Source organism: Rhodanobacter thiooxydans, from assembly GCF_030291135.1.
Classification (GTDB): domain Bacteria; phylum Pseudomonadota; class Gammaproteobacteria; order Xanthomonadales; family Rhodanobacteraceae; genus Rhodanobacter; species Rhodanobacter thiooxydans_A.
Map to the genome: position 1 here is coordinate 1,870,684 of NZ_CP127409.1, position 23,288 is coordinate 1,893,971.

A 23,288-nucleotide genomic window follows, 5' to 3' on the forward strand; every position below is an offset into this window, starting at 1 on the left:
GGAGTTTATCAGCCTTGCCCGCATGCGATGATCCGCGCCATGCAGACTTTCTTCTGGCACGACTACGAAACCTCCGGCGCCGACCCGCGACGCGACCGCCCGCTGCAGTTCGCCGGCATCCGCACCAGCCCGGAACTGGAAATAATCGGTGAGCCCGTGATGTTCTACGGCAAGCCGTCGCTGGAGATGCCGCCGCACCCCGATGCCTGTCTGATCACCGGGATCACCCCGCAACAAGCCGAACGCGAAGGCGTCAGCGAGGCCGAATTCGCTGCCCGCGTGCACGAACAACTGGCCGCACCGGGCACCTGCGGCGTCGGCTACAACTCGCTGCGCTTTGACGACGAATTCACCCGGCAGATGCTGTACCGCAACTTCCACGAGCCGTACGGCCGCGAGTGGGAGAACGGCAACTCGCGCTGGGACCTGATCGACCTGGTGCGCATGTGCCAGGCGCTGCGGCCCGAGGGCATCAGCTGGCCCACCCGCGAGGATGGCACGCCCAGCTTCAAGCTGGAGCACCTGGCCCGTGCCAACCAGCTCAGCCAGGAACGCGCCCACGATGCGCTGTCGGACGTCCATGCGCTGATCGAGCTGGCCCGGCTGATCCGCGTGCGCCAGCCACGATTGTGGGACTGGTACTACGCCCTGCGCCGCAAGCAGAAGGTGTTCGAGTTGCTCGACGTGGTGAACATGACGCCGCTGGTGCACGTCTCCTCGCGCTACCCGGCCAGCCGCCATTGCCTGGCCGTGATCGCACCGCTGGCAGCGCACCCCAGCCGCCCCGGCGAGGTGATCGTGTACGACCTGGCCACCGATCCGGCCGCATGGCTGGCGCTGGACGAGGACGAGATCGCCGACCGCATCTTCACCGCGCGCGCCGACCTGCCCGAGGGCATCGAACGCATCCCGTTGCGCACCGTGCGCGCGAACCATGCGCCGGCGCTGGCGCCGCTGTCGGTACTGCAGGGCGTGGACCTGGATCGCCTGCAGCTGGACCTGGCCCGCTGCCAGGCCCATCGCGACGTGCTGCATGCCGTCGACGGGCTGGCGGAAAAACTGCGCCGCGTATTCCAGCGCGCCGCCGAACTGCCGCCGCCGGAAGATCCCGAGCTGGCCTTGTACGGCGGCGGTTTCCTGCCCGATGCCGACAAGCGCCTGCTGGCCCAGGTGCGCGCCACGCCGCCGCAGGAGCTGGGCACCCGCGCGTTCCCGTTCCGCGACCCGCGCTACCCGGAGCTGCTGTTCCGCTACCGCGCGCGCAACTGGCCGGAGACGCTGGATGCCGACGAACGCACGCGCTGGGAAAGCTTCCGTCAGGCGCGCCTGACCCGGCACACACCGCTGACCGGGCTCACCCTCGACGACTACTTCGCCCGCCTCGACGAACTGCGCCACGATCCGCAAGCACAAGACAAACTGCCCCTGCTCGACCAGTTGCAGGCCTGGGGCGAACAGCTCGCCGCCAGTGTCGAACCTCTCTGATCCCCATCCGCCTCGCCCTCAAGACCCGCCATGCCCCAGAGCTATTTCACCCCCGCCACCTTCCGCTTCCTGCGCGCCGTCGGGCGCAACAACAACCGCGAATGGTTCCACGCGCACAAGGACGACTACGAGCGCCACGTGCGCGAGCCGTTCCTGCGGCTGATCGCCGACCTGCAGGCGCCGCTGGCGAAGATCAGCGCGCACTACCGTGCCGACCCGCGCAAGAACGGTGGTTCGCTGTACCGCATCTACCGCGACACCCGCTACTCCAACAACAAGCTGCCGTACAAGTCGTGGCAGGGTTCGCGCTTCTTCCACGAGCGCCGGCACGAGATCCAGGCGCCCGGGTTCTACCTGCACATCGAACCCGGCGAGTGCTTCGCCGGCGGCGGCATGTGGCACCCGGAGCCGGATGCGCTGAAGCACATCCGCGAGTTCCTGGTCGACAACCCGGCCGCGTGGAAGCGCGCCACCCAGGGCAAGGCGTTCCGCGAGCAGCTGCAGCTGGGCGGCGAGTCGCTGGTCCGCCCGCCGCGCGGTTACGACCCCGCGCATGAGCTGATCGACGACCTCAAACGCAAGGACTTCGTCGCCACCACCACGCTCAGCGAAGAGCTGGCCTGCTCGGATGAACTGCTGCCGTGGACGGTCGCCACGTTCAGGCGCGTCGCACCGCTGGTCGACTACCTGTGCGCCGCGCAGGAGCTGGAGTTCTAGGCAACTGATGCAGTAGCGGGATGAATCCGGCTGCGTGCAGCCAGCGAGCGCGTGGCAACGGCCATCCCGATCACCGCGGCAAATGCCACGTAATGCGCGGGCGCCAGCACGCCGAACCGCTTCACCAGCAGGCTGATCAGCGGCGGCGTCAATCCGCCGAACAGCGCATAGGCGACGTTGTACGAGAACGACAACCCGGAGAAACGCACCGCCGGCGGAAACGCCGTCACCATCAGCGCCGGCACCACGCCGGTCACGCCGACTGCCAGCCCGGCCAGCGGGTATAGCAGCAGGAAGTGCGCGGCACCGGAGCGCAGGTCGAGGTACAGCGCATAGCTGCACAGCAGCAGTCCGAGCGCACCGAACAGCAACGCGCGGGCGTAGCCGATCCGGTCGGCCAGCCAGCCGTAGCCCAGACAGCCCAGCGCCAGCGCAAACGAGGCCAGGTTGCTGCCGAGGAACGCCCGCGCCGGCGTGACATGAAATGCCAACTGCACGATCGACGGCGTCATCAGGATGATCACCAGGATCGCCGCGGTGAGCATCCAGGTCACCAGCACCGACAGCAGTACCCCCGGCAGATGCCGCTCGAACACCTGGCGCAGTGGCAGGCCGCTGGCCAGTTCCCTGCGCGCATGCATCGCCTCGAACACCGGCGTCTCGCTGAGCCAGCGGCGCAGCCACACCGCGAAGAAGCCGAACACGCCGCCGGCCAGGAACGGCAGCCGCCAGCCATGGTCGAGCACCTCGGCCGGGGTCATCCGGCTGTTGATCGCCGCGGCCAGCAGCGAGCCGATCAGGATGCCCACGGTGAGCCCCGAGGTGAGGCTGGCGCAGGCAAAGCCGATCCGCTGCGGCGGCACGTGCTCGGCTACGAACACCCATGCGCCGGGCACCTCGCCACCCACCGCGATGCCCTGCACCACCCGCAGCAACAGCAGCAGCAGCGGCGCCAGCATGCCGACCTGCGCGTACACCGGCAGCAGGCCGATGGCCAGGGTCGGCACCGCCATCAGGAACACGCTGAGCGTGAACATCCGCTTGCGCCCCAGCTTGTCGCCGTAGTGCGCCATCACGATGCCACCCAGCGGGCGTGCCAGGTAACCCGCCGCGAAGATGCCGAACACCTGCAGCTGGGCCAGCCACGGCGCAGTGCCGGGCGGAAAGAACAGGTGACTCAAGGGGATCGCGAAGAACACGAACACCACGAAGTCGTAGAACTCCAGCGCACCGCCCAACGCGGACAGCAGCAGGGTTTTCACGTCGCGTGGACGCAAGCGTTCGCGGTCGGCTGCGGGCGACGTATTCATCAACGGACAGTCCCGGTGGTGGAAGGCTCGCACCTTAGCGCAGATTGCCCCGTGTCCGGCGGCAACGACGGCATCCGGCACGGCAGACCACCACCGCGCGCCAATCAGCGCGGCCATGGCTTTTTCAGGCGTTGGAAAACGGAAACGCCAGCACGTCGGCGATCGCGTCGGTACCGGCCAGGCACATCAGCAGGCGCTCCATGCCCAGTGCCACGCCGGCGCAATCGGGCAGCGCGTCGAGCACGCCGAGCAGGTTTTCGTCGAGGGGGATGTCGCGCAGGCCGCGCTCGCGTCGCCGCGCGTTGTCGCGCTCGAAACGCCCGCGTTGTTCGGTTGCATCGTTGAGTTCGTGGTAGCCGTTGGCCAGCTCATAGCGGCCCAGGTACAGCTCGAAACGCTCGGCCAGCGGCGGCTCGCCGGGGCGGAGTCTCGCCAGCGCGCACTGGCTGGCCGGGTAGTCATGGATCACCGTGATGCGGTCGCGCGGGAACGCCGGCTGCAGCTTGTGCGTGATCAGCAGGTCGAGCCAGTCGTCGTGGCCGAGACCCGCCGGGTCGATGCCGAACTCGGCCAGCGGCGTGCGCAGTTCGTCGATACCGGCATGTGCCGGGTCAATCCCCAACTCGTCCAGGAACAGCTGCCGGTAGCTCGTCAGCAGCACTTCCGCACGCCGCTCCACCAGCGCCAGCGCGGCCTCGACCAAGGCAATGGTTTCCTGCATCAGCTGGCGATGGTCCCAGCCGACCCGGTACCACTCCAGCATGGTGAACTCGGGATTGTGCCGGCCGCCCGCCTCGCCGTTGCGGAACACCCGGCCCAGCTCGTAGCAGTCGCCGACGCCGGCGGCGAGCAGCCGCTTCAGCGGGTACTCCGGCGAGGTGCGCAGCCAGCGCTCGCGCGCGCCTGCATCCACGTGGCCGCTGAACGTCGTGCGGAAGCTCTCGATGTTCGGCTCGGTGTTGCCGGCCGCCGACAGGATCGGCGTCTCCACCTCCAGCACCTGGCGCTCGGCGAAGTACGCGCGCACCAGCGCGTACAGGCGCGCGCGCAGTTGCAGGGCGGCGAGTGGTTCGACGCCCATCAACCGGCCTCGTGCTCGCCGAGCAGCGCCAGCAGCTGCGCCTCGTCCCATACCGGCACGCCCAGTTCCTGTGCCTTGTCCAGCTTGGAGCCAGCGGCTTCGCCGGCGATCACCGCGCTGGTTTTCTTCGATACCGAGCCGGAGACCTTGGCGCCCAGCGCTTCGAGTCGATCCTTCGCCTCGTCGCGGCTGAGCGAGGCCAGTGTGCCGGTGAGTACGAAGGTCTGTCCTTCCAGCGGTGCCGTCGCTGCTTTCGCTATGTGCGGGATGGCTGCAAGCAGGCGCTGCATCGCCGCCTCGGCCTCGCGCAGCCCGGCAAGGGCGGTCGGGTCGGCGAGACGGTTTTCCAGGCTGATGGCCGCCGCCTGCGGCACGCCGGCAGTGATCCAGTGCGTCGGCCCACCAGCCAGCAGTTGGTCGAGCGTGGGGAAGTGTTGCGCCAGCAACGTGCAGCTCTTCGGGCCGAGCTTGTTGATGTTGGCCATGCCCAGCAGCACGCCCAGGTCGAGGCGTTCGCGCAGCTGCGGCGACGGCGTGCCCTCGTCGCTGAAGGTGATGCCGGCCTTGAGCAGCGCGTCAACCACCCGCTCGTTGCCGGCCTGGGCGAAGAAGCCGGCGATCGAGGTGGCCACCTCACTGCCGATATCCGGCAGCACGCGCAGCACCGTCGCTGGCGTGCTGCGCACGAATTCCAGACGACCCAACCACGCCGCCAGCGTCTTCGCCGTGCTTTCGCCGATGTGCATGATGCCCAGCGCATACAAGAAGCGCGCCAGCGTGGTGTGCCGGCTGGCCTCGATCCCGGCCACCAGGTTTTCCGCCCACTTGGTCGCCACCTTGCCGGCCTTGACGGTTTCCGGCGTGGTGCCGTCACGCTCGTCGATGCGGCGCTTCATCTCGACGAAGTCGTCCAAGCCAAGGCCGTACAGGTCGGCTGGCGAGCGCACGATGTCCAGTTCCACCAGCGCCTCGGCGAAGCGTTCGCCCAGGCCTTCGATATCCATCGCACGGCGCGAGGCGAAGTGGATCAGCGCCTCCTTGCGCTGCGCGGCGCAGATCAATCCGCCAGAGCAGCGCCATGCGGCGGCGCCCTCCTCGCGCAGCAGCTCGGAGCCGCATACCGGGCAGTGCGCAGGCATGTGCCAGGGATGCGTGTGCGGCGGCCGCAGCTCGGGCATCACGCGCACCACTTCCGGGATCACGTCGCCGGCGCGGCGCACGATCACGGTGTCGCCCACACGCACGTCCAGCCGCGCCACCTGGTCGGCGTTGTGCAGGGTGGCGTTGGTGACGGTGACGCCGGCCACCTGCACCGGAGCCAGCCGCGCCACCGGCGTGGCAGCGCCGGTGCGGCCGATCTGGATCTCGATCGCCTCGACCGTGGTGGTCTGCTCCTGCGCCGGAAACTTGTGCGCGATGGCCCAGCGCGGCGCGCGCGAGACGAAGCCCATCTCGCGCTGGCCGGCGTAGTCGTCCAGCTTGTAGACCACGCCGTCGATGTCGTACGGCAGGCTGTCGCGCTTGCCGCCGATGCGGTGGTAGTAGGCGATCAACCCGTCGAAGCCGCGCGCCGTGTCCACTTCCGGCGATACCGGGAAGCCCCACTCGCGCAGCTGCCGCAGCGTGGCCGAATGGGTCGGCGGCAGCTCACCGCCCTCGACCACGCCGATCGCGTAGGCGAAGAAACTCAGGCGCCGTTTCGCGGTGATTGCCGGGTCGAGCTGGCGCAGCGAGCCGGCCGCGCCGTTGCGCGGGTTCGCCAGCGGCTTCTCGCCGTGCTTGCGGGCGTACTCGTTGAACGCCTCGAAATCCTTGTGCAGCATGATCACTTCGCCGCGCACTTCGAGCACGTCGGGCCAGCTCTTGCCACGCAGCTTCAAGGGAATGGCGCGCACCGTGCGCAGGTTGGCGGTCACGTCCTCGCCGGTCTCACCGTCGCCGCGGGTGGCGCCCTGCACGAACACGCCGTGCTCGTAGCGCAGGCTGATCGCCAGGCCGTCGAGCTTGGGTTCCACCGAGAAAACGGGGTCGCTCCGTTTCGTGGTCTGCTCGATGCGCCGCTCGAACTCGGCCACCTCGCGGAAGCGTTCACGCTCGTTGTCGCCGTCCTGCTCGAACGCGTTGCCCAGCGACAGCATCGGGATCGCATGGCGCACCTCGGCGAAGCCGCCGCTGGCGCGCGCGCCGACCTTGCGCGTGGGCGAGTCGGGCGAGGCCAACGTGGAATATTCGGCCTCCAGCGCTTCCAGTTCGCGCATCAGCCGGTCGTACTCGGCGTCGGTGATGTCCGGGTCGTCGAGCACGTGGTAGCGGTAATTGGCCTGCTCGATCTGCGCCCGCAGCGCGGCGGCGTGGGCGACAGTCTCGGCCGGGGCCGGGCGTTCGGTCATGCAGGTCTCCTTCGGATCTCCCCGCAGTTTAACGACACCGGCGCGCGATGCGGATCAGCGGTGGTAGTGCCCCGCCGCCTCCGGCTGGTAGGCGATCTCCAGCACCTTCAGCCGGCGCTTGCGGCCATCCGGCGTGGGCCAGTCGATCTGCTGGCCCTGTGCCAGCCCGAGCAGCGCGCTGCCCACCGGCGCCAGGATCGACACCGTGCCGGGCGTACCGGTGGCTGCCGGATAGACCAGGGTCAGGGTCAGCTTTTCGCGATTGCTCTCGTCCTCGAAGGTGACGGTGGAATTCATCGTCACGATGTGCTGCGGCATCGCCGCCGGCTCGACCACGTCGGCGCGGTCCAGTTCCGCGCGCAGCGCATCGAGCTTGGCGGCCTCGACGGCCGGCAGGCGTTCCAGCAACGCTTCGATGCGTTCCATGTCGATGCGGGAAACAGTGATCGGTGGCTTGCTCATGGCTATTCCTGGTACTCGCGGCTCCTGCCGCACAAAAGCACACGCCGGAACGAAGCCGCCCCGGCGCGTGTGGTTATCAATGGCCGTCATGCCTATCTGGGCATGACTGGCAGTAAAACAAGACTCACTGTGCGGATACTGCCGACGAAAATCAAGCTGCCGCAGCAGTTACCATGCCGGCAATGGCCCCCCACACCGCCGCGGACCCCCACGCCGTCGCCGCCGACGCCACCGTGCCAACGATGGAGGCGGCTGATCTGCGCGAAATTTCCTCGCGCGAGCGCTTCCGCGGACTGCTGTGGCTGGTGGCCGCCGCGTTCTTCATGCAGTCGCTGGATTCCACCGTGGTCAACACCGCGGTGCCGGCGATGGCCGAGGCGCTCGGGGTGACCCCACTAGGCATGCGCACCGCGCTGACCAGCTACGTGCTGACCCTGGCGATCCTGATCCCGGCCAGCCCGTGGCTGTGCGACCGCTTCGGCACGCGGCGGGTGTTCGGCGCGGCGATCGTGGTGTTCGGCCTGGGCTCGCTGCTGTGCGGCATCGCGCAGACGCTGCCGCAGCTGGTCGCTGCGCGCGTGGTGCAGGGTATCGGTGGCGCTGCGCTGATGCCGGTGGGCCGTTACGTGCTGGTACGCAGCATCGACAAGCGCGAATTCGTGCGCGCAATCAGCACGGTGGCCACCTTCGGCCTGCTCGGCTCGGTGCTGGGGCCGTTGCTCGGCGGCGCGATCGTGGAGTTCACCTCGTGGCGGCTGATCTTCCTGATCAACGTGCCGGTGGCGATCGCCGGCGTGTGGATGAACCAGCGCGACATGCCCGAGTATCGGCTCGACCACGCGAACCGCTTCGACTCGGCCGGTTTCCTGCTGTTCGGCGCCGCCTCGGCGCTGCTGCTCACCGCCTCGGAACTGGCCGGCAGTGCACCGGTACCGTGGCTGCGGATGGGCCTGTGCGCCCTGGTTGCCGTGCTGCTGGGCGCGATCTACGTGTGGCACAGCCGGCGCACCCCGCACCCGGTGGCGGACCTGACCCTGCTGAAGGTGCGCAGCGTGTGGGTGTCGCTGGCCGGTGGGCTGTTCACCCGGCTCGGCATCTCCGGCATGTTCCTGCTGCTGGTGCTGTTCCTGCAGGTCGGCTGCGGCTGGTCGCCGCTGATGGCCGGCCTGATGATGGTGCCGCAGGCACTGGGCTCGATCATCGCGAAGTGGGCGGTCAACCGCACGCTGGTGCACTACGGCTACCGCCGCCTGCTGATCGGCAACACGCTGATCGTGGCCGCGCTGCTGGCAACCTTTGCCCTGCTCGGCCCGGGCTCGCCGGTGTGGATGATCGCGTTGCTGACGTTCGCCTACGGCGCCTTCGCCGGCCTGCAGTACACCACCATGAACACGCTGATCTACACCGACCTGGACATCCAGCACGCCTCGATGGCCTCGTCGATGGCCTCGACCGTGCAGTACCTGGCGATGAGCTTCGGCATCGCACTGTCCACCCTGCTGATGGAAGCGATGCTGCAGGGCCACGCCCATGAAGACTACGTGGTGGCGTTCCGCTGGACGATGATCCTGCTGGCGGCGATCACCGCGGCAGCCAGCCGCGTGTTCAGCCGGCTGCGGCACGATCGCCCGTTGTCCGGCGCTGCATGACGCAGGAGGCTGCATGTAGCATGCAGTCTTTGTCGAAAGTCCGGGCGCACGCCACATGCATCACGCCAGCGAGATCCTGTTCACCCTGTTCGTCGTGTTCGTCGCCGCCCAGATCGGCGGCGAGATCGCGCAGCGGCTGAAGCTGCCCGGCGTGGTCGGCGAGATCGCCGCCGGCTGCGCGATCGGCCCTTCACTACTGGGCTGGATTACCCCGGAGCAGATCGCCACCGGCACCCCGCTCGACGTGCTGGCCGAGATCGGCGTGATCCTGCTGCTGTTCGCGGTGGGCCTGGAAACGCGGCTGGAGGATCTGAAGAAAGTCGGCAAGGTGGCCTTCGTGGTCGGCGTGGTCGGCGTGCTGGTGCCGTTCGGCATGGGCAGCGTGTGGGCCCACAGCAACGGTTTCGACTGGGACCGCTCGCTGTTCGTCGCGGCTGCGTTCGTGGCCACCTCGGCCGGCATCACCGCCCGCGTGCTGCAGGAGCTGAACGCGCTGCAGCGCATCGAGAGCAAGGTGATCCTGGGCGCCGCGGTGATCGACGACATCCTGGCCATGTTGCTGCTCGGCGTGGTGGTCTCGCTGCAGGGCGGCGGCAGCATCGACGCCGTGCACCTGCTGGTGGTGCTGGCCGGCGCGGTCGGTTTCATCGCGGTGATCGGCTGGGGCGGCGCGCGGGTGATGCGCTGGAATTCCAGTTGGCTGGACAAGCCGCTGGGTCCGCATTCGCCGCTGATGATCGTGCTGGCGCTGTGCCTGGGTCTGGCCTGGCTGTCCACCCGGTTCGGCCTGGCCGCGATCATCGGCGCGTTCCTGGCCGGCATGATCGCCTCGGAAACGCGCCAGCAGCACAGCCTGGAAAAGCAGACCCAGCCGCTGCTGGCCTTGCTCACGCCGTTCTTCTTCGTGGTCACCGGCAGCAAGGTCGACCTGCACGAGCTGGCCAGCGGCGAGGCGCTGTGGATGCTGGCCGCGGTTACCGCGATCGCGATCGTCTCCAAGTTCATCGGCGGCTGGCTCGGCTCACTCGGCCTGGGCCGGCGCAGCGCCACCATCATCGGCTTCGGCATGGTGCCGCGCGGCGAAGTCGGCATCGTGGTCGCCACCCTGGGCCTGGCCGCCGGCGTGTTCGACAACCGCATCTACGCGATCATCGTGGCGATGTCGCTGCTCACCGCGATGGTGACGCCGCCGGTGCTGGCATGGCTGCTGCGACGTACGCCGGAAAACACACCGCGCTGATCCGCTCTGGCCCGGAAAGACGAAACGCCCCGGGCGGGGCGTTTCGCATGACGGATCGGCCGGCTCAGAAGCTGACTGTCACCCGCGCATACCAGAAGGCACCGTTGAAACCGAACGGCGAGGTGAGCGCGTACTTGACGCCGAGGTACTGCAACGTGGCGTTCTGCTCCTTGCCGGGGTAGGTGTCGAACACGTTGTTGCCGCCGACGGCCACCGTGAAGGTGTCGTTGAACTTGTAGCGTGCCTCCAGGTCCAGCAGCGTCTTGCCGCTGTAATGGTTCACGTCGTCCGGCGGATTGTTGCTGCCGAACAGGCCGACCGTGGTGCTCCAGCTGCCGTAGTGGTTGATCCGCGCGATGGCGTCGAACTGGTGCAGCCCGTAGTCGAAGGTCAGCACGGAGCGGGTCTTCGGCACCTGGTGCTCGAGGTCGTACACGAAATCGTTGTTGAGCGTGTCCGGCTTGACCTTGACCACGTCCTGCTTGTTGCGGTTGTAGCGGAAGTCGACGTTGAGCGTGCCGTCGCCCAGCTGGTGGTGCGTGTCGACCACGAAGTCGATGCCGCTGACGTGGGAGCCGAACGCATTGCCGAAGTAGCTGGCGTCGCTGCCGAGCAGCAGCGGCGCGTTCGGGTAGCCGCCGGCGGTGAGCTGGTCGACGGTGGCCTGGGTAATGGTCTTGCTGACCAGGCCGATGCGGTTGTCGATCCTGATCCGGTAGTAATCCAGGGTCGTGGTGATGTTGTCGATCGGCGTCCAGACGGCACCGACGGACAGGCTCTTCGACGTTTCGGTCTGCAGCGGTGTCGAGCCGAGCGCGCGCGCCACCGGATTGTTCACCGGATAAGTGCCGCTGGGGATCAGGCCACCCTGGGCGTTCGCCGTGGTGGTGACGTTCAGCGTGTTCGCCTGGCCCGGGGTCGGGGTGCGGAAGCCGGTGTTGAACGTGCCGCGCAGCGCGAACGTGTCGGTGAACGCGTAGCGGCTGGACACCTTGTACACCACCTTGGAGCCGTAGCCGTTCGCATGCTCGTAGCGCACTGCGGCGGCGCCCGACCACTTGTCGGTGAGGTTGGTCTCGGCGTCGAAGTAGGCGGAGTCGCTGTTCTGTGTGAAGCGTCCGGCCGCATCGGTTGGGAAGCCCTGGAAGGCGTCCGAGCCCACGCCGAACACCGAAGCGGTCGGCCCCACCTGGATCGAACCGGGGTCGCCCTGGTGGATGATGTAGGTTTCCTGGCGCCACTGCGTACCGAAGGCGAGCGTGAGCGGCGAGTCGTCGAACGAGCGGACGAAATCCGCGCCGGCTTCCTGCTCGCGCTGGGTCAGCTTGCCGGGGCGGAAACTCGTGGGAGAAAGGCTGCCCAGGCTCGGGTTGATCGAGCCCTGCAACCGGTAGTCGACCTCGTTGCTGCCGGTGCGGTAGTGCGCATCCCACTGGAAGTTGCTCTGCGCGCCACCACGGACGCCGCCGACCAGCTGGTGGTCGGCGATGTCGGCGCCGAACATCGGGCTGTAGCCGCCGGGGAACAGCTTGTAGATCGGGTTGAGCAGCTCCCAACCACTCGGGCTGGCCGCATTGGCCGTGAGGTAGTTCGCCGGGTTGCCGCCGCCGGCGGTGATGCTGTCCACCAGCGACTGCGGTGCGTTCGCCGGCGTCAGGGTGCCGTTGGCGTAGCTGACCAGGGTGGAGCGGCCGGAGATGCCGTCCTGCGGCGGCAGCACTGGGGTGCGGTAGAAGAAGCTGGACAGCACCTTCTTGTCCATGAAGTTGCCGTAGCCGTAGAGCTGCACGTCGTCGGCCAGCGGCAGGCCCGCGTTGACGAACAGCTTGTTCGACTTGGTCTGCGGGTCGCCCCAGCGCTGGCCGAGGCCGTTGTACGGCACCAGGTTCGCTCCCACCACCGCCGCCACGGCCGCCGCGGCATGCTGCGGAGCGCCGCGCGAGGTGGGGTCGGTGGTTTCGCGCTCGGCACTCACATGCACGAAGCCGTCGGTGCCGAGCCGGAACCCCGCATCGGCGTCGTAGCGTCGCAGGTCGCCGTCGCCCTTGCCGTACTTGCCCAGCTCGGCGCTGAGCGTCACGCCCTTGGGTTCCTTCTTCAGGATCACGTTGACCACGCCGGCGATCGCGTCCGAACCGTACAGCACTGAGGCGCCGTCACGCAGCACCTCGACACGTTCGATCGCATTGGACGGGAACACCGAGAAGTCGACCGCTTGCGCGCCCTGGTTGAAGGTGCCGAGCGGATCGATCTGCAGGTTGACCAGCGCCGAACGATGGAAGCGCACGCCGTCCACCAGCACCAGGGTCTGGTCGGGCGACAGGTTGCGCAGCGACACCGGCCGCACGAACGCCGTGCCGTCAGCGATGGGAAAGCGCTGGGTGGTCAGCGACGGCACGATGTTGGTCAACGTGTCGCTCAGGTCCGCCGAAGGCTGCTCCGCAATCTGCTTGCCGCTGAACGCGTCGATCGGCGAAATGGATGCGGTCGGCGACAGGCCAGCCCGATGCGTGCCGGTCACCACCACCTCCTGCAGGTTGGTGGTCGTCTTGCTGTTTGCAGTGTTGCTCTTCCCCTGCACCTTGGTTGCCTGGCCGCTGGTGGACTGCCCTCCCCCATCCACCGCACCCGGTTCCTGCGCCTGCGCCGACCACGCCACCAGTGCAGCGGCGGCAAGTGCCGTGCGCACCGCGCGCAAAAGCACCACGTTGACACCCGTTTGTTTAGGCATCTGTTCCTCCCCTTGAATTAACCCCATTGGCCCCTGCATCGCAACCTACTCCTGCTCGACCCGCCGGAAAAGACTCACCACGGTTTCGACGATCGCCATCCGCAAAAGCGACATGGTGCGGGCTGAGCAAACCGCAATTTGATGTGGTTACGCGAAAACTTGCGGCATGGCGGAGAGACGGAATGCGCAGCTTTTTGTCTGGGCGATGGCCCTATTCGATGGCTCGCCGAGTCCAGGCGTTCGGCGACGATCAACCGTCCTTCGCATCCACGCGATCATTGTGGCGATGTCGCGGGTACTGGCGTGGCCTTCGAAGCGCAGCACCGGTGCCCGCCCGGCCAGGGTTCCCGACGTGCGCGACTGCATGCCGCTTCGACGCGCCGGGTCCGGCGGCGCTACGCTGTCCGCACCGGCGCCGCCGGCACCGACCGGAACCGAAGCATGGACCAGACCACGCCCGACACCGCCGCGCCGCTGATCCGCAACCGCACCTTCGACGAGGTCGCCATCGGCGACAGCGCGACGATCGAGCGCGTGCTGACTGCCGCCGACGTGCAGCTGCTGGCGACCCTCTACGGCGACAGCGATCCGCACCAACTGGATCCGGCGCGCGCCGCTTCGCCCGACGCCCACGACACGATCGGCCATGGCATGTGGGGCGTGGCGCTGATTGCCGCCGCGCTGGGCACGCGTCTGCCCGGCGCCGGTACTACCTGCCTGGAACAGTCGCTGCGTTTCCACGTGCCGGTACGCATCGGCGACACGCTGGCGGTGCAGGTGCTGGCGATCGCGCGGGATGCCGCCACCCGGCAGATCCGTTTCGCCTGCCGCGGCGTGAACCAGCATGGCGTGCTGGCAATCGACGGCACGGTCGAGGTGATCGCGCCCGCCAAGCGCATCGACTACGCCGCCACCCGCCTGCCGGCAGTGCGTCTGCCCGACGGCGACGGCCGCCCGCTGCTGGCCCGCGCGCTGGCGCTGGGCGCGATCCGCGTCGCGGTGGTGCATCCCTGCGACGAAACCAGCCTGGCCGCCGCACTGGACGCACACGCGGCCGGCCTGATCGAACCAGTACTGGTGGCGCCGCGGGCGAAACTCATCGAGGTGGCGCGCCAGGCCAGGCTCGATCTGGCCGGCATCGCCATCGAGGACGTGCCGCACAGCCACGCCGCCGCCGCGCGCGCGGTCGAGCTGGCCGCCGGCGGCCACGTCGACGCGCTGATGAAGGGCAGCCTGCACACCGACGAGCTGATGGCGGCCGTGGTCGCTTCCGCCGCCGGCCTGCGCACGGCGCGGCGCATCTCGCACTGCTACCTGATGCACAGCCCGGCGTATCCGCGCCCATTCATCATCACCGACGGTGCGGTCAACATCGCGCCCACGCTGGAGGAAAAGGCCGACATCGTGCGCAACGCGATCGAGCTGGCGCACATCCTCGGCGTGACCACGCCGCGGGTGGCGATCCTGGCCGCGGTGGAGACGGTCAACCCGCGCATGCAGACCACGCTCGACGCCGCTGCGCTGTGCAAGATGGCCGACCGTGGCCAGATCACCGGCGCCGTGCTGGACGGGCCGCTGGCGTTCGACAACGCGATCTCCGCCGCCGCCGCGCGGATCAAGGGCATCGACTCGGAGGTGGCCGGCCTCGCCGACATCCTGCTGGTGCCCGACCTGGAAAGCGGCAACATGCTGGCCAAGCAGCTGGAATACCTGGGCGGCGCCAGCAGCGCGGCGGTGGTGATGGGTGCGCGCGTGCCGATCGTGCTGACCAGCCGCGCCGACTCGCGCGAATCGCGCATCGCCTCGTGCGCGCTCGCCGCGCTGGTGGCCCATCGTTACCGGCTCAGCCCGCCATGAACGACCGCAACGCAGGCTCACTCATCCTGGTGCTGAACTGCGGCTCGTCCAGCATCAAGTTCGCGCTGTTCGACGCGGGCGCGACGCCGCTGGCGCGCGCGCCGGCGTGGGGTGGCAAGGTCGAGGGCATTACCGGCGATACCCCGGTGTTCAGCGAAAGTGGCACCGCCGCCGAGACGCTGACGCTGGACTGCGAGCACCCCTACCACGCCGCGCTGACCTACCTGCGCCAGCGCATCGTGGCGCGGCTGCACGGCCGCCGCATCGTGGCGATCGCGCACCGCGTGGTGCACGGCGGCAGCAAGTATTTCGAACCGGTGCGGGTCGATGCCGCGGTGCTGGCCGACCTGAAAAGCTATATCCCGCTGGCGCCGCTGCACCAGCCGTTCGCGCTGGAGGCAATCAGCGCGCTGCTGGCCGAACTGCCGCAGCTGCCGCAGGTGGCCTGCTTCGACACCGCCTTCCACCAGAGCATGCCGACCGTCGAGAAGATGCTGCCGCTGCCGCGCTCGGCGTGGGAGCAGGGCCTGCGCCGCTACGGTTTCCACGGCCTGTCCTACGCGTACCAGTCGCAGGTGCTGGGCGAGCGCTACGGCGACGCCGCGCGCGGTCGCACCATCGTGGCGCACCTGGGCAGCGGCGCCAGCCTGTGCGCGATGCGCAACCTGCAAAGCGTTGCCACCACCATGGGTTTCTCGGCGCTGGACGGGCTGATGATGGGCACGCGCTGCGGCGCGCTGGACCCCGGCGCGGTGATCTACCTGATGGAGATCGGCAAGCTGTCGCTCGAACGCGTGGGCCGCATGCTGTACCACGAGTCCGGCCTGCTCGGCGTTTCCGGGGTGTCCGCCGACCCACGCGAGCTGCTGCCGCGCGAAGCCGAGGCGCCGGTGCGCGAGGCGCTGGCGTTGTACGTGCGCAGCATCGTGCGCGAGGTGGGCGCACTGGCGGCCACGCTGGGCGGGCTGGACATGCTGGCCTTTACCGCCGGCATCGGCGAGCACCAGGCGGTGATCCGCGAGCGCGTCTGCGCCGGGCTGGGTTTTCTCGGCGTAGCACTCGACCCGGCCGCGAATGCCGCCAACGCGCCGGTCATCTCCAGCGCCGCCAGCGGGGTCAAGGTGGTGGTGGAAGCCGCCAACGAGGAATGGGTGGCCGCCACGGCCGCCGCGGCGCTCGTCCACGCCTGAGCATTCAGGCCAGCATGCCGGCGTCCTGCGCGCCCCACGCCCAGTTGCGGATCTCCGGCAGGTCCTCGCCGTTGTCGTCGATGTACTGCTTGTGCTCGAGCAGCTTGTCCAGCAGCTTCTGCTTGAGGTAGATGCCCCGCTCGCCCGCCTGCGGCACGCGGTTGATCACGTCGATCACCAGGTGGAAGCGGTCCAGCGCGTTCAGCACGGTCATGTCGAACGCGGTGGTGATGGTGCCCTCCTCCTGGTAGCCGTGCACGTGCAGGTTGTCGTGGTTGGTGCGTCGGTAGGTCAGCCGGTGGATCAGGCTCGGGTAACCGTGGAAGGCGAAGATCACCGGCTTGTCGCGGGTGAACAGCTGGTCGAAATCGTCGTCGTCCAGGCCGTGCGGATGTTCGCTGGGCGACTGCAGCTTCATCAGGTCGACCACGTTGACCACGCGCACTTTCAGCTCCGGCAGGTAGCGCCGCAGGATCGTCACCGCCGCCAGCGTCTCCAGCGTGGGCACGTCGCCGGCGCAGGCCATCACCACGTCCGGCTCGCCGTGCTGGTCGCTGCTGGCCCACGGCCAGACGCCGATACCCAGGCTGCAGTGCCGCTGCGCGGCGTCCATCGCCAGCCATTGCGGCGCCGGGTGCTTGCCGGCGACCACCACGTTGACGTAGTGCCGGCTGCGCAGGCAATGGTCGATCACCGACAGCAGGCAGTTCGCGTCTGGCGGCAGGTACACCCGCACGATCTGCGCCTTCTTGTTGACCACGTGGTCGATGAAGCCGGGGTCCTGGTGGGTGAAGCCGTTGTGGTCCTGCCGCCACACGTGCGAGGCCAGCAGGTAGTTCAGCGAGGCGAGCGGGCGCCGCCACGGGATCGCCGCGGTCATCTTCAGCCACTTGGCATGCTGGTTGAACATCGAGTCGACGATGTGGATGAACGCCTCGTAGCAGTTGAACAGGCCGTGCCGCCCGGTCAGCAGATAGCCTTCCAGCCAGCCTTCGCACTGGTGCTCGCTGAGCATCTCCAGCACCCGGCCCTGCGCGGCGAGGAACTCGTCGTTCGGCTTCAGCGCGGCCTCCCACTGGCGGTTGGTGGCCTCGAACACCGCGTTGAGGCCGTTCGATACCGTCTCGTCCGGGCCGAACACGCGGAAGTTGCGCGGCTGCTGGTTCAGGCGGACCACGTCGCGCAGGAACGGCCCCAGCACATGCGTATCGCCGATGCCCGGCACGCCGGGCTGCGGCACCGCGACCGCGTAATCGCGGAAGTCCGGCAGGCGCAGGTCGCGCAGCAACGTGCCGCCGTTGGTGTGCGGGTTCGCGCTCATCCGGCGCGCGCCGGCAGGCGCCAGCGCGGCGATTTCCGGCTGCAACCGGCCGTGCGCGTCGAACAGCTCGTCCGGCCGGTAACTGCGCAGCCACGCCTCGAGCTGCTGCAGATGCTCCGGCGGGCTGCTGGCGGAAACCGACAGCGGCACCTGGTGCGCGCGGAAGGTGCCCTCGTTCGGCTTGCCGTCCACCAGCTTCGGCCCGGTCCAGCCCTTGGGCGAGTCGAGCACGATCATCGGCCAGCGCGGCCGCGCGGTGGTGCCATGTTCGCGTGCATCACGCTGGATCTGCCGGATCTGCGCCACCACTGTATCCAGCGTCGCCGCCATCGCCTGGTGCATCGCCGCCGGTTCGCTGCCCGACACGAAATGCGGCGTCCAGCCGTAACCGTGCAGCAACTGCTCCAGCTCGTCGCGGCCGATCCGTGCCAGCACCGTGGGGTTGGCGATCTTGTAGCCGTTCAAATGGAGGATCGGCAGCACCGCACCGTCGCCCACCGGATCGAGGAACTTGTTCGAATGCCAGGCCGTGGCCAGCGGCCCGGTTTCCGCCTCGCCATCGCCGACCACGCAGGCTGCGATCAGCCCGGGGTTGTCGAACACCGCGCCGAAGGCATGGCTCAGCGAGTAGCCGAGTTCGCCGCCTTCGTGCAGCGAGCCGGGGCATTCCGGCGAGGCGTGGCTGGGGATCCCGCCCGGAAAGGAAAACTGCTTGAACAACCGCTGCAACCCTGCCTCGTCCTGGCTGATGTCCGGGTACACCTCGCTGTAGGTGCCATCCAGGTACGCGTTTGCCACCACCGCGGGGCCGCCGTGGCCGGGCCCGGAGATGTAGAACATGTCCAGGTCGTACTGCCGGATCGCCCGGTTCAGGTGCGCATAGATGAAGTTCTGCCCCGGCGTGGTACCCCAGTGGCCCAGCAGCATGTGCTTGACGTGCGCCAGCGCCAGCGGCTCCTTCAGCAGCGGATTGGCGCGCAGGTAGATCTGCCCCACCGAAAGGTAGTTCGCGGCACGCCACCAGGCGTCGATGCCGTGCAGCTGGGCGAGGTCGAGCGGCGGACGGGCGAGGGTATCGGTAGTCATGGTCTGGCAACCCCGCGAAGGCAAAGAACCCGGTTCGGTGCACTATGTACACCGCGGCTTGTGAATTTCGCTGCGACACCGCGTCACACCCAGGGTTCGACTGTTCCATCATCCGGATAGGTACCCTTGCCACGGCACCGGGCGGGGCCACACAGCGGAATCAGCAGCATGGCCGTGCGCGAAAACACCGAAGACGGCGGCCCGGAAACCCCGCCCTGGAAAGACCTCGGCGCCGGCCTGATCACCGGCGCCGCCGACGACGACCCCAGCGGCATCGCCACCTACTCGCAAGTGGGCGCGGCGTTCGGCTACGGCATGCTGTGGTGCGTGTTCCTGACCATGCCGCTGATGATCGCCATCCAGGCGATCAGCGCCGGCATCGGCCGCGTCACCGGCCACGGCCTGATGGACGGCATGCGCCTGCACTACCCGCGCAAGCTGGTGTATGCGCTGCTGGTGCTGATCTTCGTCGCCAACGTGATCAACCTGGCGGCCGACATCGGCGCCATGGGCGCGGCGCTGAAGCTGCTGATCGGCGGCCCGGCCCTGCTCTACGCCGCGCTGTTCGCCGTGCTGTCGCTGCTGCTGCAGGTGTTCATTCCATTCACCCGCTACGCGCCGATCCTCAAATTGCTCACCCTGAGCCTGTTCGCCTACGTGGCCACCGTGCTGGTGATCGACGTGCCCTGGCGCGCCGTGCTCGGGAGCATCGTGCTGCCGCCGATCCGCTGGGACGCCGCCTACGCCGTGGGCCTGGTCGCCCTGCTCGGCACCACCATCAGCCCCTACCTTTTTTGCTGGCAGGCCTCCGAGGAAGTGGAGGAGATCGAGACGAGCAAACGACGCAAGCCGTTGCAGGACGCGCCGCAGCAGGCGCCAAGCGCGCTGCGCCGGATCGGCATCGACACCACGGTGGGGATGATCTTCTCCAACCTGATCGCGTTCTTCATCATCCTCACCGCCGCCGTGGTGCTGCATGCGCACGGCAAGACCGACATCCAGTCCTCGGCCCAGGCCGCCGAAGCGCTGCGACCGCTGGCCGGCGAGCTGGCGTTCGCGCTGTTCGCCGCCGGCATCATCGGCACCGGCCTGCTCGCCGTGCCGGTGCTGGCCGGCGCCACCGCCTACGCCGCCGCCGGCACCTTCGGCCAGCGCAGCGGGCTGGAACACAAGCCGCACGAGGCCAGGTTCTTCTACGGCGTGCTGATCGGCTCCGCCCTGCTCGGCATTGCCCTCAACCTCACTCCACTCGACCCGATCAAGGCGCTGTACTGGAGCGCCGTGGTCAACGGCGTCGCCGCCGTGCCGCTGATGATCGCCATGATGCTGATGGGCTCCAGCCGCAAGGTCATGGGCAAATTCACCATGCCGTGGCCACTGAAACTGTTCGGCTGGCTGGCTACCGCCGCGATGGGGGTGGCGGTGGTGGGGATGTTCGTGAGATGGGGATGGTGAATCCGACCCCGCTTTCGGCAACCCCGTTTGGGCAGGCATGACGAGCAGGAAGCCGATCGGTCAGACCCTCCCGAAACCGGCCGGGATGGCCCTCGTCGCAACCATCTACAGCGGACTAGACTGCCCCACCTTCGAGGGACCAGCGCACGGCATCAGCCGCGTGGAGCGCCGTCGTGTCGAACAGCGGCACATGGGCGTCCGTCGGTCGAACCAGCAGGGAGATCTCGGTACAACCAAGGACGATGGCCTGTGCCCCGTTGCCGACCAGGCGGTCAATGATGCCCACGAATTCCTTGCGCGACTCTTCACGCACGACGCCCAGGCAAAGTTCGTCGTAGATCACCGCGTGCACCACGGCGCGATCCTGTTCGCCGGGAACGAGCACCTTGAGCCCATGGCTCTCCAGGCGCTCCCGATAGAAGTCCTGCTCCATGGTGAAGCGGGTTCCCAGCAAGCCGATGCGGGTCAACCCGGCGGCCTTGATCGCTGCAGCCGTGGGATCAGCAATATGCAACAAGGGAATGGAAACGGCCGACTGCACTTGCGTAGCCACCTTGTGCATGGTGTTGGCGCAGATCAGCAGGCCTTCGACTCCCGTCCGCTCCAGTGCGGATGCGGCTTGCGCCAGGACCTCACCAGCCTTTTCCCACTCGCCGGTGCGCTGCAATTGCTCGATCTCGTGGAAATCCACGCTGAAGAGCACCAGCCTGGCCGAGTGCAACCCGCCCAGCTGCCGTTTGACCGCCTCGTTGATCTCCCGGTAGTAGGAGACGGTGGACTCCCAACTCATGCCGCCAATCAATCCCAGTGTTTTCACTTGCACAACCTCCTCGCTGATCTGTAACGCCCGATTTCCGCGATGAAGGCAGACAGCTTCCACCTACCGCGGGAAAAAGTCCTTTGCATGTTAGCGAGCTTGAAACGGGGAACGCATGGGCCGGAATGCACGTCGAGGCATCCGGCGTGCGCGGTGCGGCTGCCGGATCAAGGGATCAGCTGCGATGGCCCCGATGCCTTCGTCCACTTCTCGCGAATGAGTTGTCCGGATAACCAGGTGCCTGGCGCGCTGTTCAATAGTGATACCGCAGCTGCGCAATCAGCAGCGCGTCGGCCGTGGGCTTGTACACCATGCGGTGCTCGTCGTTGATGCGGCGCGACCAGTAACCTGCCAGCCCGTGCCGCAAAGGTTCGGGCTTGCCAATGCCTTCGAGGGGATGGCGCAGGGTGTCGTCGATCAGCTTGTTGATGCGCGCCACCAGCTTGCGGTCGTGGGCCTGCCAGTGGAGGTAATCCTCCCAGGCCGAATCGGAGAAGATCAGCTGCATGCCAGCCAAGCTCAGCGGGCCAGCTTGCGCGGTTTACCGCCACCGGATTCCAGCTGCGCCATCGACTCCAGCAGGCGGCGCGCGTTCCTGGGGCTACGCAGCAGGTACGCGGTTTCTTCCATGGACTGGTAGTCGGCCAGCGACATCATCACCACGGACTCGTCCTTCTTGGTGATGATCACCGGCGCATGATCCTCGCAGACGCGCTCCATCGTCTCGGCGAGACTGGAGCGGGCCTTGGTGTAGGTGATGGTGTCCATGGACTACCTCGATATGTACATTATCCTGTACACAATCTAGCCCATGACATACCGGCGGTCAAATGCCATGAAAGCAAAACGCCCCACTCGGGGCGCTTTGCTTTTCTGGCGGAGAGAGAGAGATTGTTCGGCTCATCCATGAGCCTCACCCCTTCGCGCTGCGCGCTACGGGGCCAGCCTGCGGCTGTCCAAATTTGTTCCAGACAAATTTGTCGAACCCGAGTGGGTCCTCACCTAGTCCCCACCGCCAGAAACGCAAAACGCCCCGAACGGGGGCGTTTTGCGTTTCTGGCGGAGAGAGTGTCATCCGTCAAAGTGACCACCCGAAACCGCACGAACGTCTAGGGACAGTAAAACCTTTGTAGGCGTTGCCGTACAACGTTCCTAGCAGTCCACACTAGACCCTTGACAGCCGCCTAAAGCCGGTTCACCGTAATGGGAACGGCGAGTGGTACGCCGGACTTTGGCGGACACTTTTCATGGCGCACAAAATCAATCGTCTGACCGCGCTGGCGATCAAGAACGCCAAGCCTGGCCGCCATGGCGACGGCGGCAACCTTTACCTGCTGGTGAAGGACGACGGGCGCAAAACCTGGACGTTCCGCTACCGCGCTCCGTTGACCGGCAAGGTGCGGGACAAGGGAATGGGGCCGGCGTGGGACGTAAGCCTGCCGGAAGCCCGCGAACGTGCCGCCGAGTTTCGCCGCATGCTCCGCGACGGCATCGACCCCATCGACTCTGCGAACGAGATCAAACAGAAGGCTCGCACCGAACACGCCAAGCGGATGACGTTCGGGCGATGCTCTGAGCTTTACATAGAGGCCCATAGAAGCGGCTGGCGCAACGCCAAGCATGCCGAGCAGTGGGACAGCACCCTGCGCACCTACTGCGCGCCCCTGTGGCCGCTGGACGTGGCTGCGGTCGATACCGCGCTGGTCATGAAGTGCCTTGACCCGATCTGGACGACCAAGACCGAAACCGCCAGCCGCTTGCGCGGCCGTATCGAGTCCGTGCTGGCGTGGGCAACCGTGCGCAAGTATCGCAGCGGCGACAACCCCGCCGCGTGGCGCAACCATCTAGACCAGTTACTCCCCAAGCGTTCCAAGGTGCAGAAGGTCGAGCATCGGGCCGCGTTGCCCTATGTCGGCATTGCCGAGTTCATGGCGCAGCTACGGCAGCGGCAAGGGCTGGCCGCTCGCGTGCTGGAACTGCAAATCCTGACCGCCACGCGACCCGGCGAAGCATCCGGCGCGCGATGGGAAGAAATCGACCTGGACGGCACGCTGTGGATCATCCCAGAGGAGCGCATGAAGGCCGGCAAGGAGCACCGCGTCCCGCTGTCTGATGCTGCCGTGGCGCTGCTGCGCTCCATGATCCCCAAAACCAAGGGAAAGCCCGTCACGCCGCACGGCTACATCTTCCCCGGCAACAAGGGCAAGGCGATCACGACTGCCGCCGGCATGGGGCTGCTGAAAGAGATGCGGCCCGGTATCACCGCGCACGGCTTCCGTAGCACGTTCCGCGACTGGGCTGCCGAGACGACCCAGCATCCCCGCGAAGTGATCGAGGCCGCGATGGCGCACCGACTCAAGGATGCTGCCGAGGCCGCGTACCAGCGTGGCGACTTGCTGCAACGGCGCAAGCGGCTGATGGCTGACTGGGCCGGCTACTGCGCCACGATCCGCAAGGGTGACAACGTGACACCGATCAAACGCAAGGAAGGCTGACA

The 23,288-nt window shown here is 67.6% G+C and carries 17 protein-coding genes; 8 read left to right on the forward strand and 9 right to left on the reverse strand.

Annotated features, from left to right (window positions below):
• Positions 1-39: 39 nt before the first annotated feature.
• Complete coding sequence (gene sbcB, locus QQA13_RS08470; RefSeq protein WP_108472902.1) at positions 40-1,485, forward strand: exodeoxyribonuclease I; 1,446 nt, start codon at positions 40-42, stop codon at positions 1,483-1,485.
• A 30-nt stretch (positions 1,486-1,515) separates the two neighbouring features.
• A complete protein-coding gene (locus QQA13_RS08475; RefSeq protein WP_108472883.1) occupies positions 1,516-2,202 on the forward strand; it encodes a DUF2461 domain-containing protein in 687 nt (228 codons plus the stop codon).
• Here the strand turns inward: QQA13_RS08475 and QQA13_RS08480 are convergent.
• The 4 genes from QQA13_RS08480 to rnk all read right to left on the reverse strand — a co-directional run bounded on the left by QQA13_RS08480 (position 2,199) and on the right by rnk (position 7,445).
• Entirely contained in the window at positions 2,199-3,512 is a 1,314-nt protein-coding gene (locus QQA13_RS08480; RefSeq protein ID WP_108472884.1) for an MFS transporter, read from the reverse strand. The genes QQA13_RS08475 and QQA13_RS08480 overlap by 4 nt on opposite strands.
• Before the next feature lie 124 nt (positions 3,513-3,636).
• Positions 3,637-4,593 (reverse strand): EF-P lysine aminoacylase EpmA, encoded by a 957-nt coding sequence (gene epmA, locus QQA13_RS08485; protein ID WP_108472885.1) that lies wholly within the window; start codon positions 4,591-4,593, stop codon positions 3,637-3,639.
• Positions 4,593-6,983, reverse strand: coding sequence for an NAD-dependent DNA ligase LigA (gene ligA / locus QQA13_RS08490; RefSeq protein ID WP_108472886.1), 2,391 nt, complete (start codon positions 6,981-6,983; stop codon positions 4,593-4,595). Before ligA ends, epmA begins: the two co-directional genes overlap by 1 nt.
• A gap of 54 nt (positions 6,984-7,037) precedes the next feature.
• The gene (gene rnk / locus QQA13_RS08495; protein ID WP_108472887.1) at positions 7,038-7,445 is read right to left on the reverse strand and encodes a nucleoside diphosphate kinase regulator; all 408 of its coding nucleotides are present in this window, start codon (positions 7,443-7,445) and stop codon (positions 7,038-7,040) included.
• A gap of 173 nt (positions 7,446-7,618) precedes the next feature.
• Between rnk and QQA13_RS08500 the strand changes: the two genes are divergently transcribed.
• Both QQA13_RS08500 and QQA13_RS08505 read left to right on the forward strand, forming a co-directional pair.
• Positions 7,619-9,094 (forward strand): MFS transporter, encoded by a 1,476-nt coding sequence (locus QQA13_RS08500; protein ID WP_108472888.1) that lies wholly within the window; start codon positions 7,619-7,621, stop codon positions 9,092-9,094.
• A gap of 55 nt (positions 9,095-9,149) precedes the next feature.
• The gene (locus QQA13_RS08505) at positions 9,150-10,334 is read left to right on the forward strand and encodes a cation:proton antiporter (RefSeq protein ID WP_108472889.1); all 1,185 of its coding nucleotides are present in this window, start codon (positions 9,150-9,152) and stop codon (positions 10,332-10,334) included.
• 64 nt (positions 10,335-10,398) lie between these two features.
• Here QQA13_RS08505 and QQA13_RS08510 read toward each other — a convergent pair whose 3' ends face one another.
• Positions 10,399-13,065 (reverse strand): TonB-dependent receptor plug domain-containing protein, encoded by a 2,667-nt coding sequence (locus QQA13_RS08510; protein WP_108472890.1) that lies wholly within the window; start codon positions 13,063-13,065, stop codon positions 10,399-10,401.
• A 441-nt stretch (positions 13,066-13,506) separates the two neighbouring features.
• On the opposite strand from QQA13_RS08510, the gene QQA13_RS08515 reads away from it, so the two are divergent.
• Positions 13,507-14,922: a bifunctional enoyl-CoA hydratase/phosphate acetyltransferase gene (locus QQA13_RS08515; RefSeq protein WP_108472903.1), complete on the forward strand. Its 1,416-nt coding sequence runs from the start codon at positions 13,507-13,509 to the stop codon at positions 14,920-14,922.
• Positions 14,919-16,112: an acetate/propionate family kinase gene (locus tag QQA13_RS08520; protein WP_108472891.1), complete on the forward strand. Its 1,194-nt coding sequence runs from the start codon at positions 14,919-14,921 to the stop codon at positions 16,110-16,112. The genes QQA13_RS08515 and QQA13_RS08520 overlap by 4 nt, the downstream gene beginning before the upstream one ends.
• 4 nt (positions 16,113-16,116) lie before the next feature.
• Here the strand turns inward: QQA13_RS08520 and QQA13_RS08525 are convergent, their stop codons facing one another.
• Complete coding sequence (locus tag QQA13_RS08525) at positions 16,117-18,519, reverse strand: phosphoketolase family protein (protein ID WP_108472892.1); 2,403 nt, start codon at positions 18,517-18,519, stop codon at positions 16,117-16,119.
• A gap of 168 nt (positions 18,520-18,687) precedes the next feature.
• On the opposite strand from QQA13_RS08525, the gene QQA13_RS08530 reads away from it, so the two are divergent.
• Positions 18,688-19,974 (forward strand): NRAMP family divalent metal transporter, encoded by a 1,287-nt coding sequence (locus QQA13_RS08530; protein WP_108472893.1) that lies wholly within the window; start codon positions 18,688-18,690, stop codon positions 19,972-19,974.
• A gap of 115 nt (positions 19,975-20,089) precedes the next feature.
• Here QQA13_RS08530 and QQA13_RS08535 read toward each other — a convergent pair whose 3' ends face one another.
• The 3 genes from QQA13_RS08535 to QQA13_RS08545 form a co-directional block, all read right to left on the reverse strand.
• Positions 20,090-20,764 carry an aspartate/glutamate racemase family protein gene (locus tag QQA13_RS08535; RefSeq protein ID WP_286042670.1) on the reverse strand — a complete coding sequence of 225 codons (675 nt, stop codon included), beginning with the start codon at positions 20,762-20,764 and terminating at the stop codon, positions 20,090-20,092.
• A 280-nt stretch (positions 20,765-21,044) separates the two neighbouring features.
• Positions 21,045-21,299, reverse strand: a complete 255-nt coding sequence (locus QQA13_RS08540; RefSeq protein ID WP_108472894.1) for a Txe/YoeB family addiction module toxin — start codon at positions 21,297-21,299, stop codon at positions 21,045-21,047.
• 11 nt (positions 21,300-21,310) lie between these two features.
• On the reverse strand, positions 21,311-21,559 hold the full coding sequence (locus tag QQA13_RS08545) for a type II toxin-antitoxin system Phd/YefM family antitoxin (RefSeq protein WP_108472895.1): 249 nt from the start codon (positions 21,557-21,559) through the stop codon (positions 21,311-21,313).
• Between the two features lie 479 nt (positions 21,560-22,038).
• Between QQA13_RS08545 and QQA13_RS08550 the strand changes: the two genes are divergently transcribed.
• On the forward strand, positions 22,039-23,286 hold the full coding sequence (locus QQA13_RS08550; protein ID WP_108472905.1) for a tyrosine-type recombinase/integrase: 1,248 nt from the start codon (positions 22,039-22,041) through the stop codon (positions 23,284-23,286).
• The last annotated feature ends 2 nt before the right edge of the window (positions 23,287-23,288 follow it).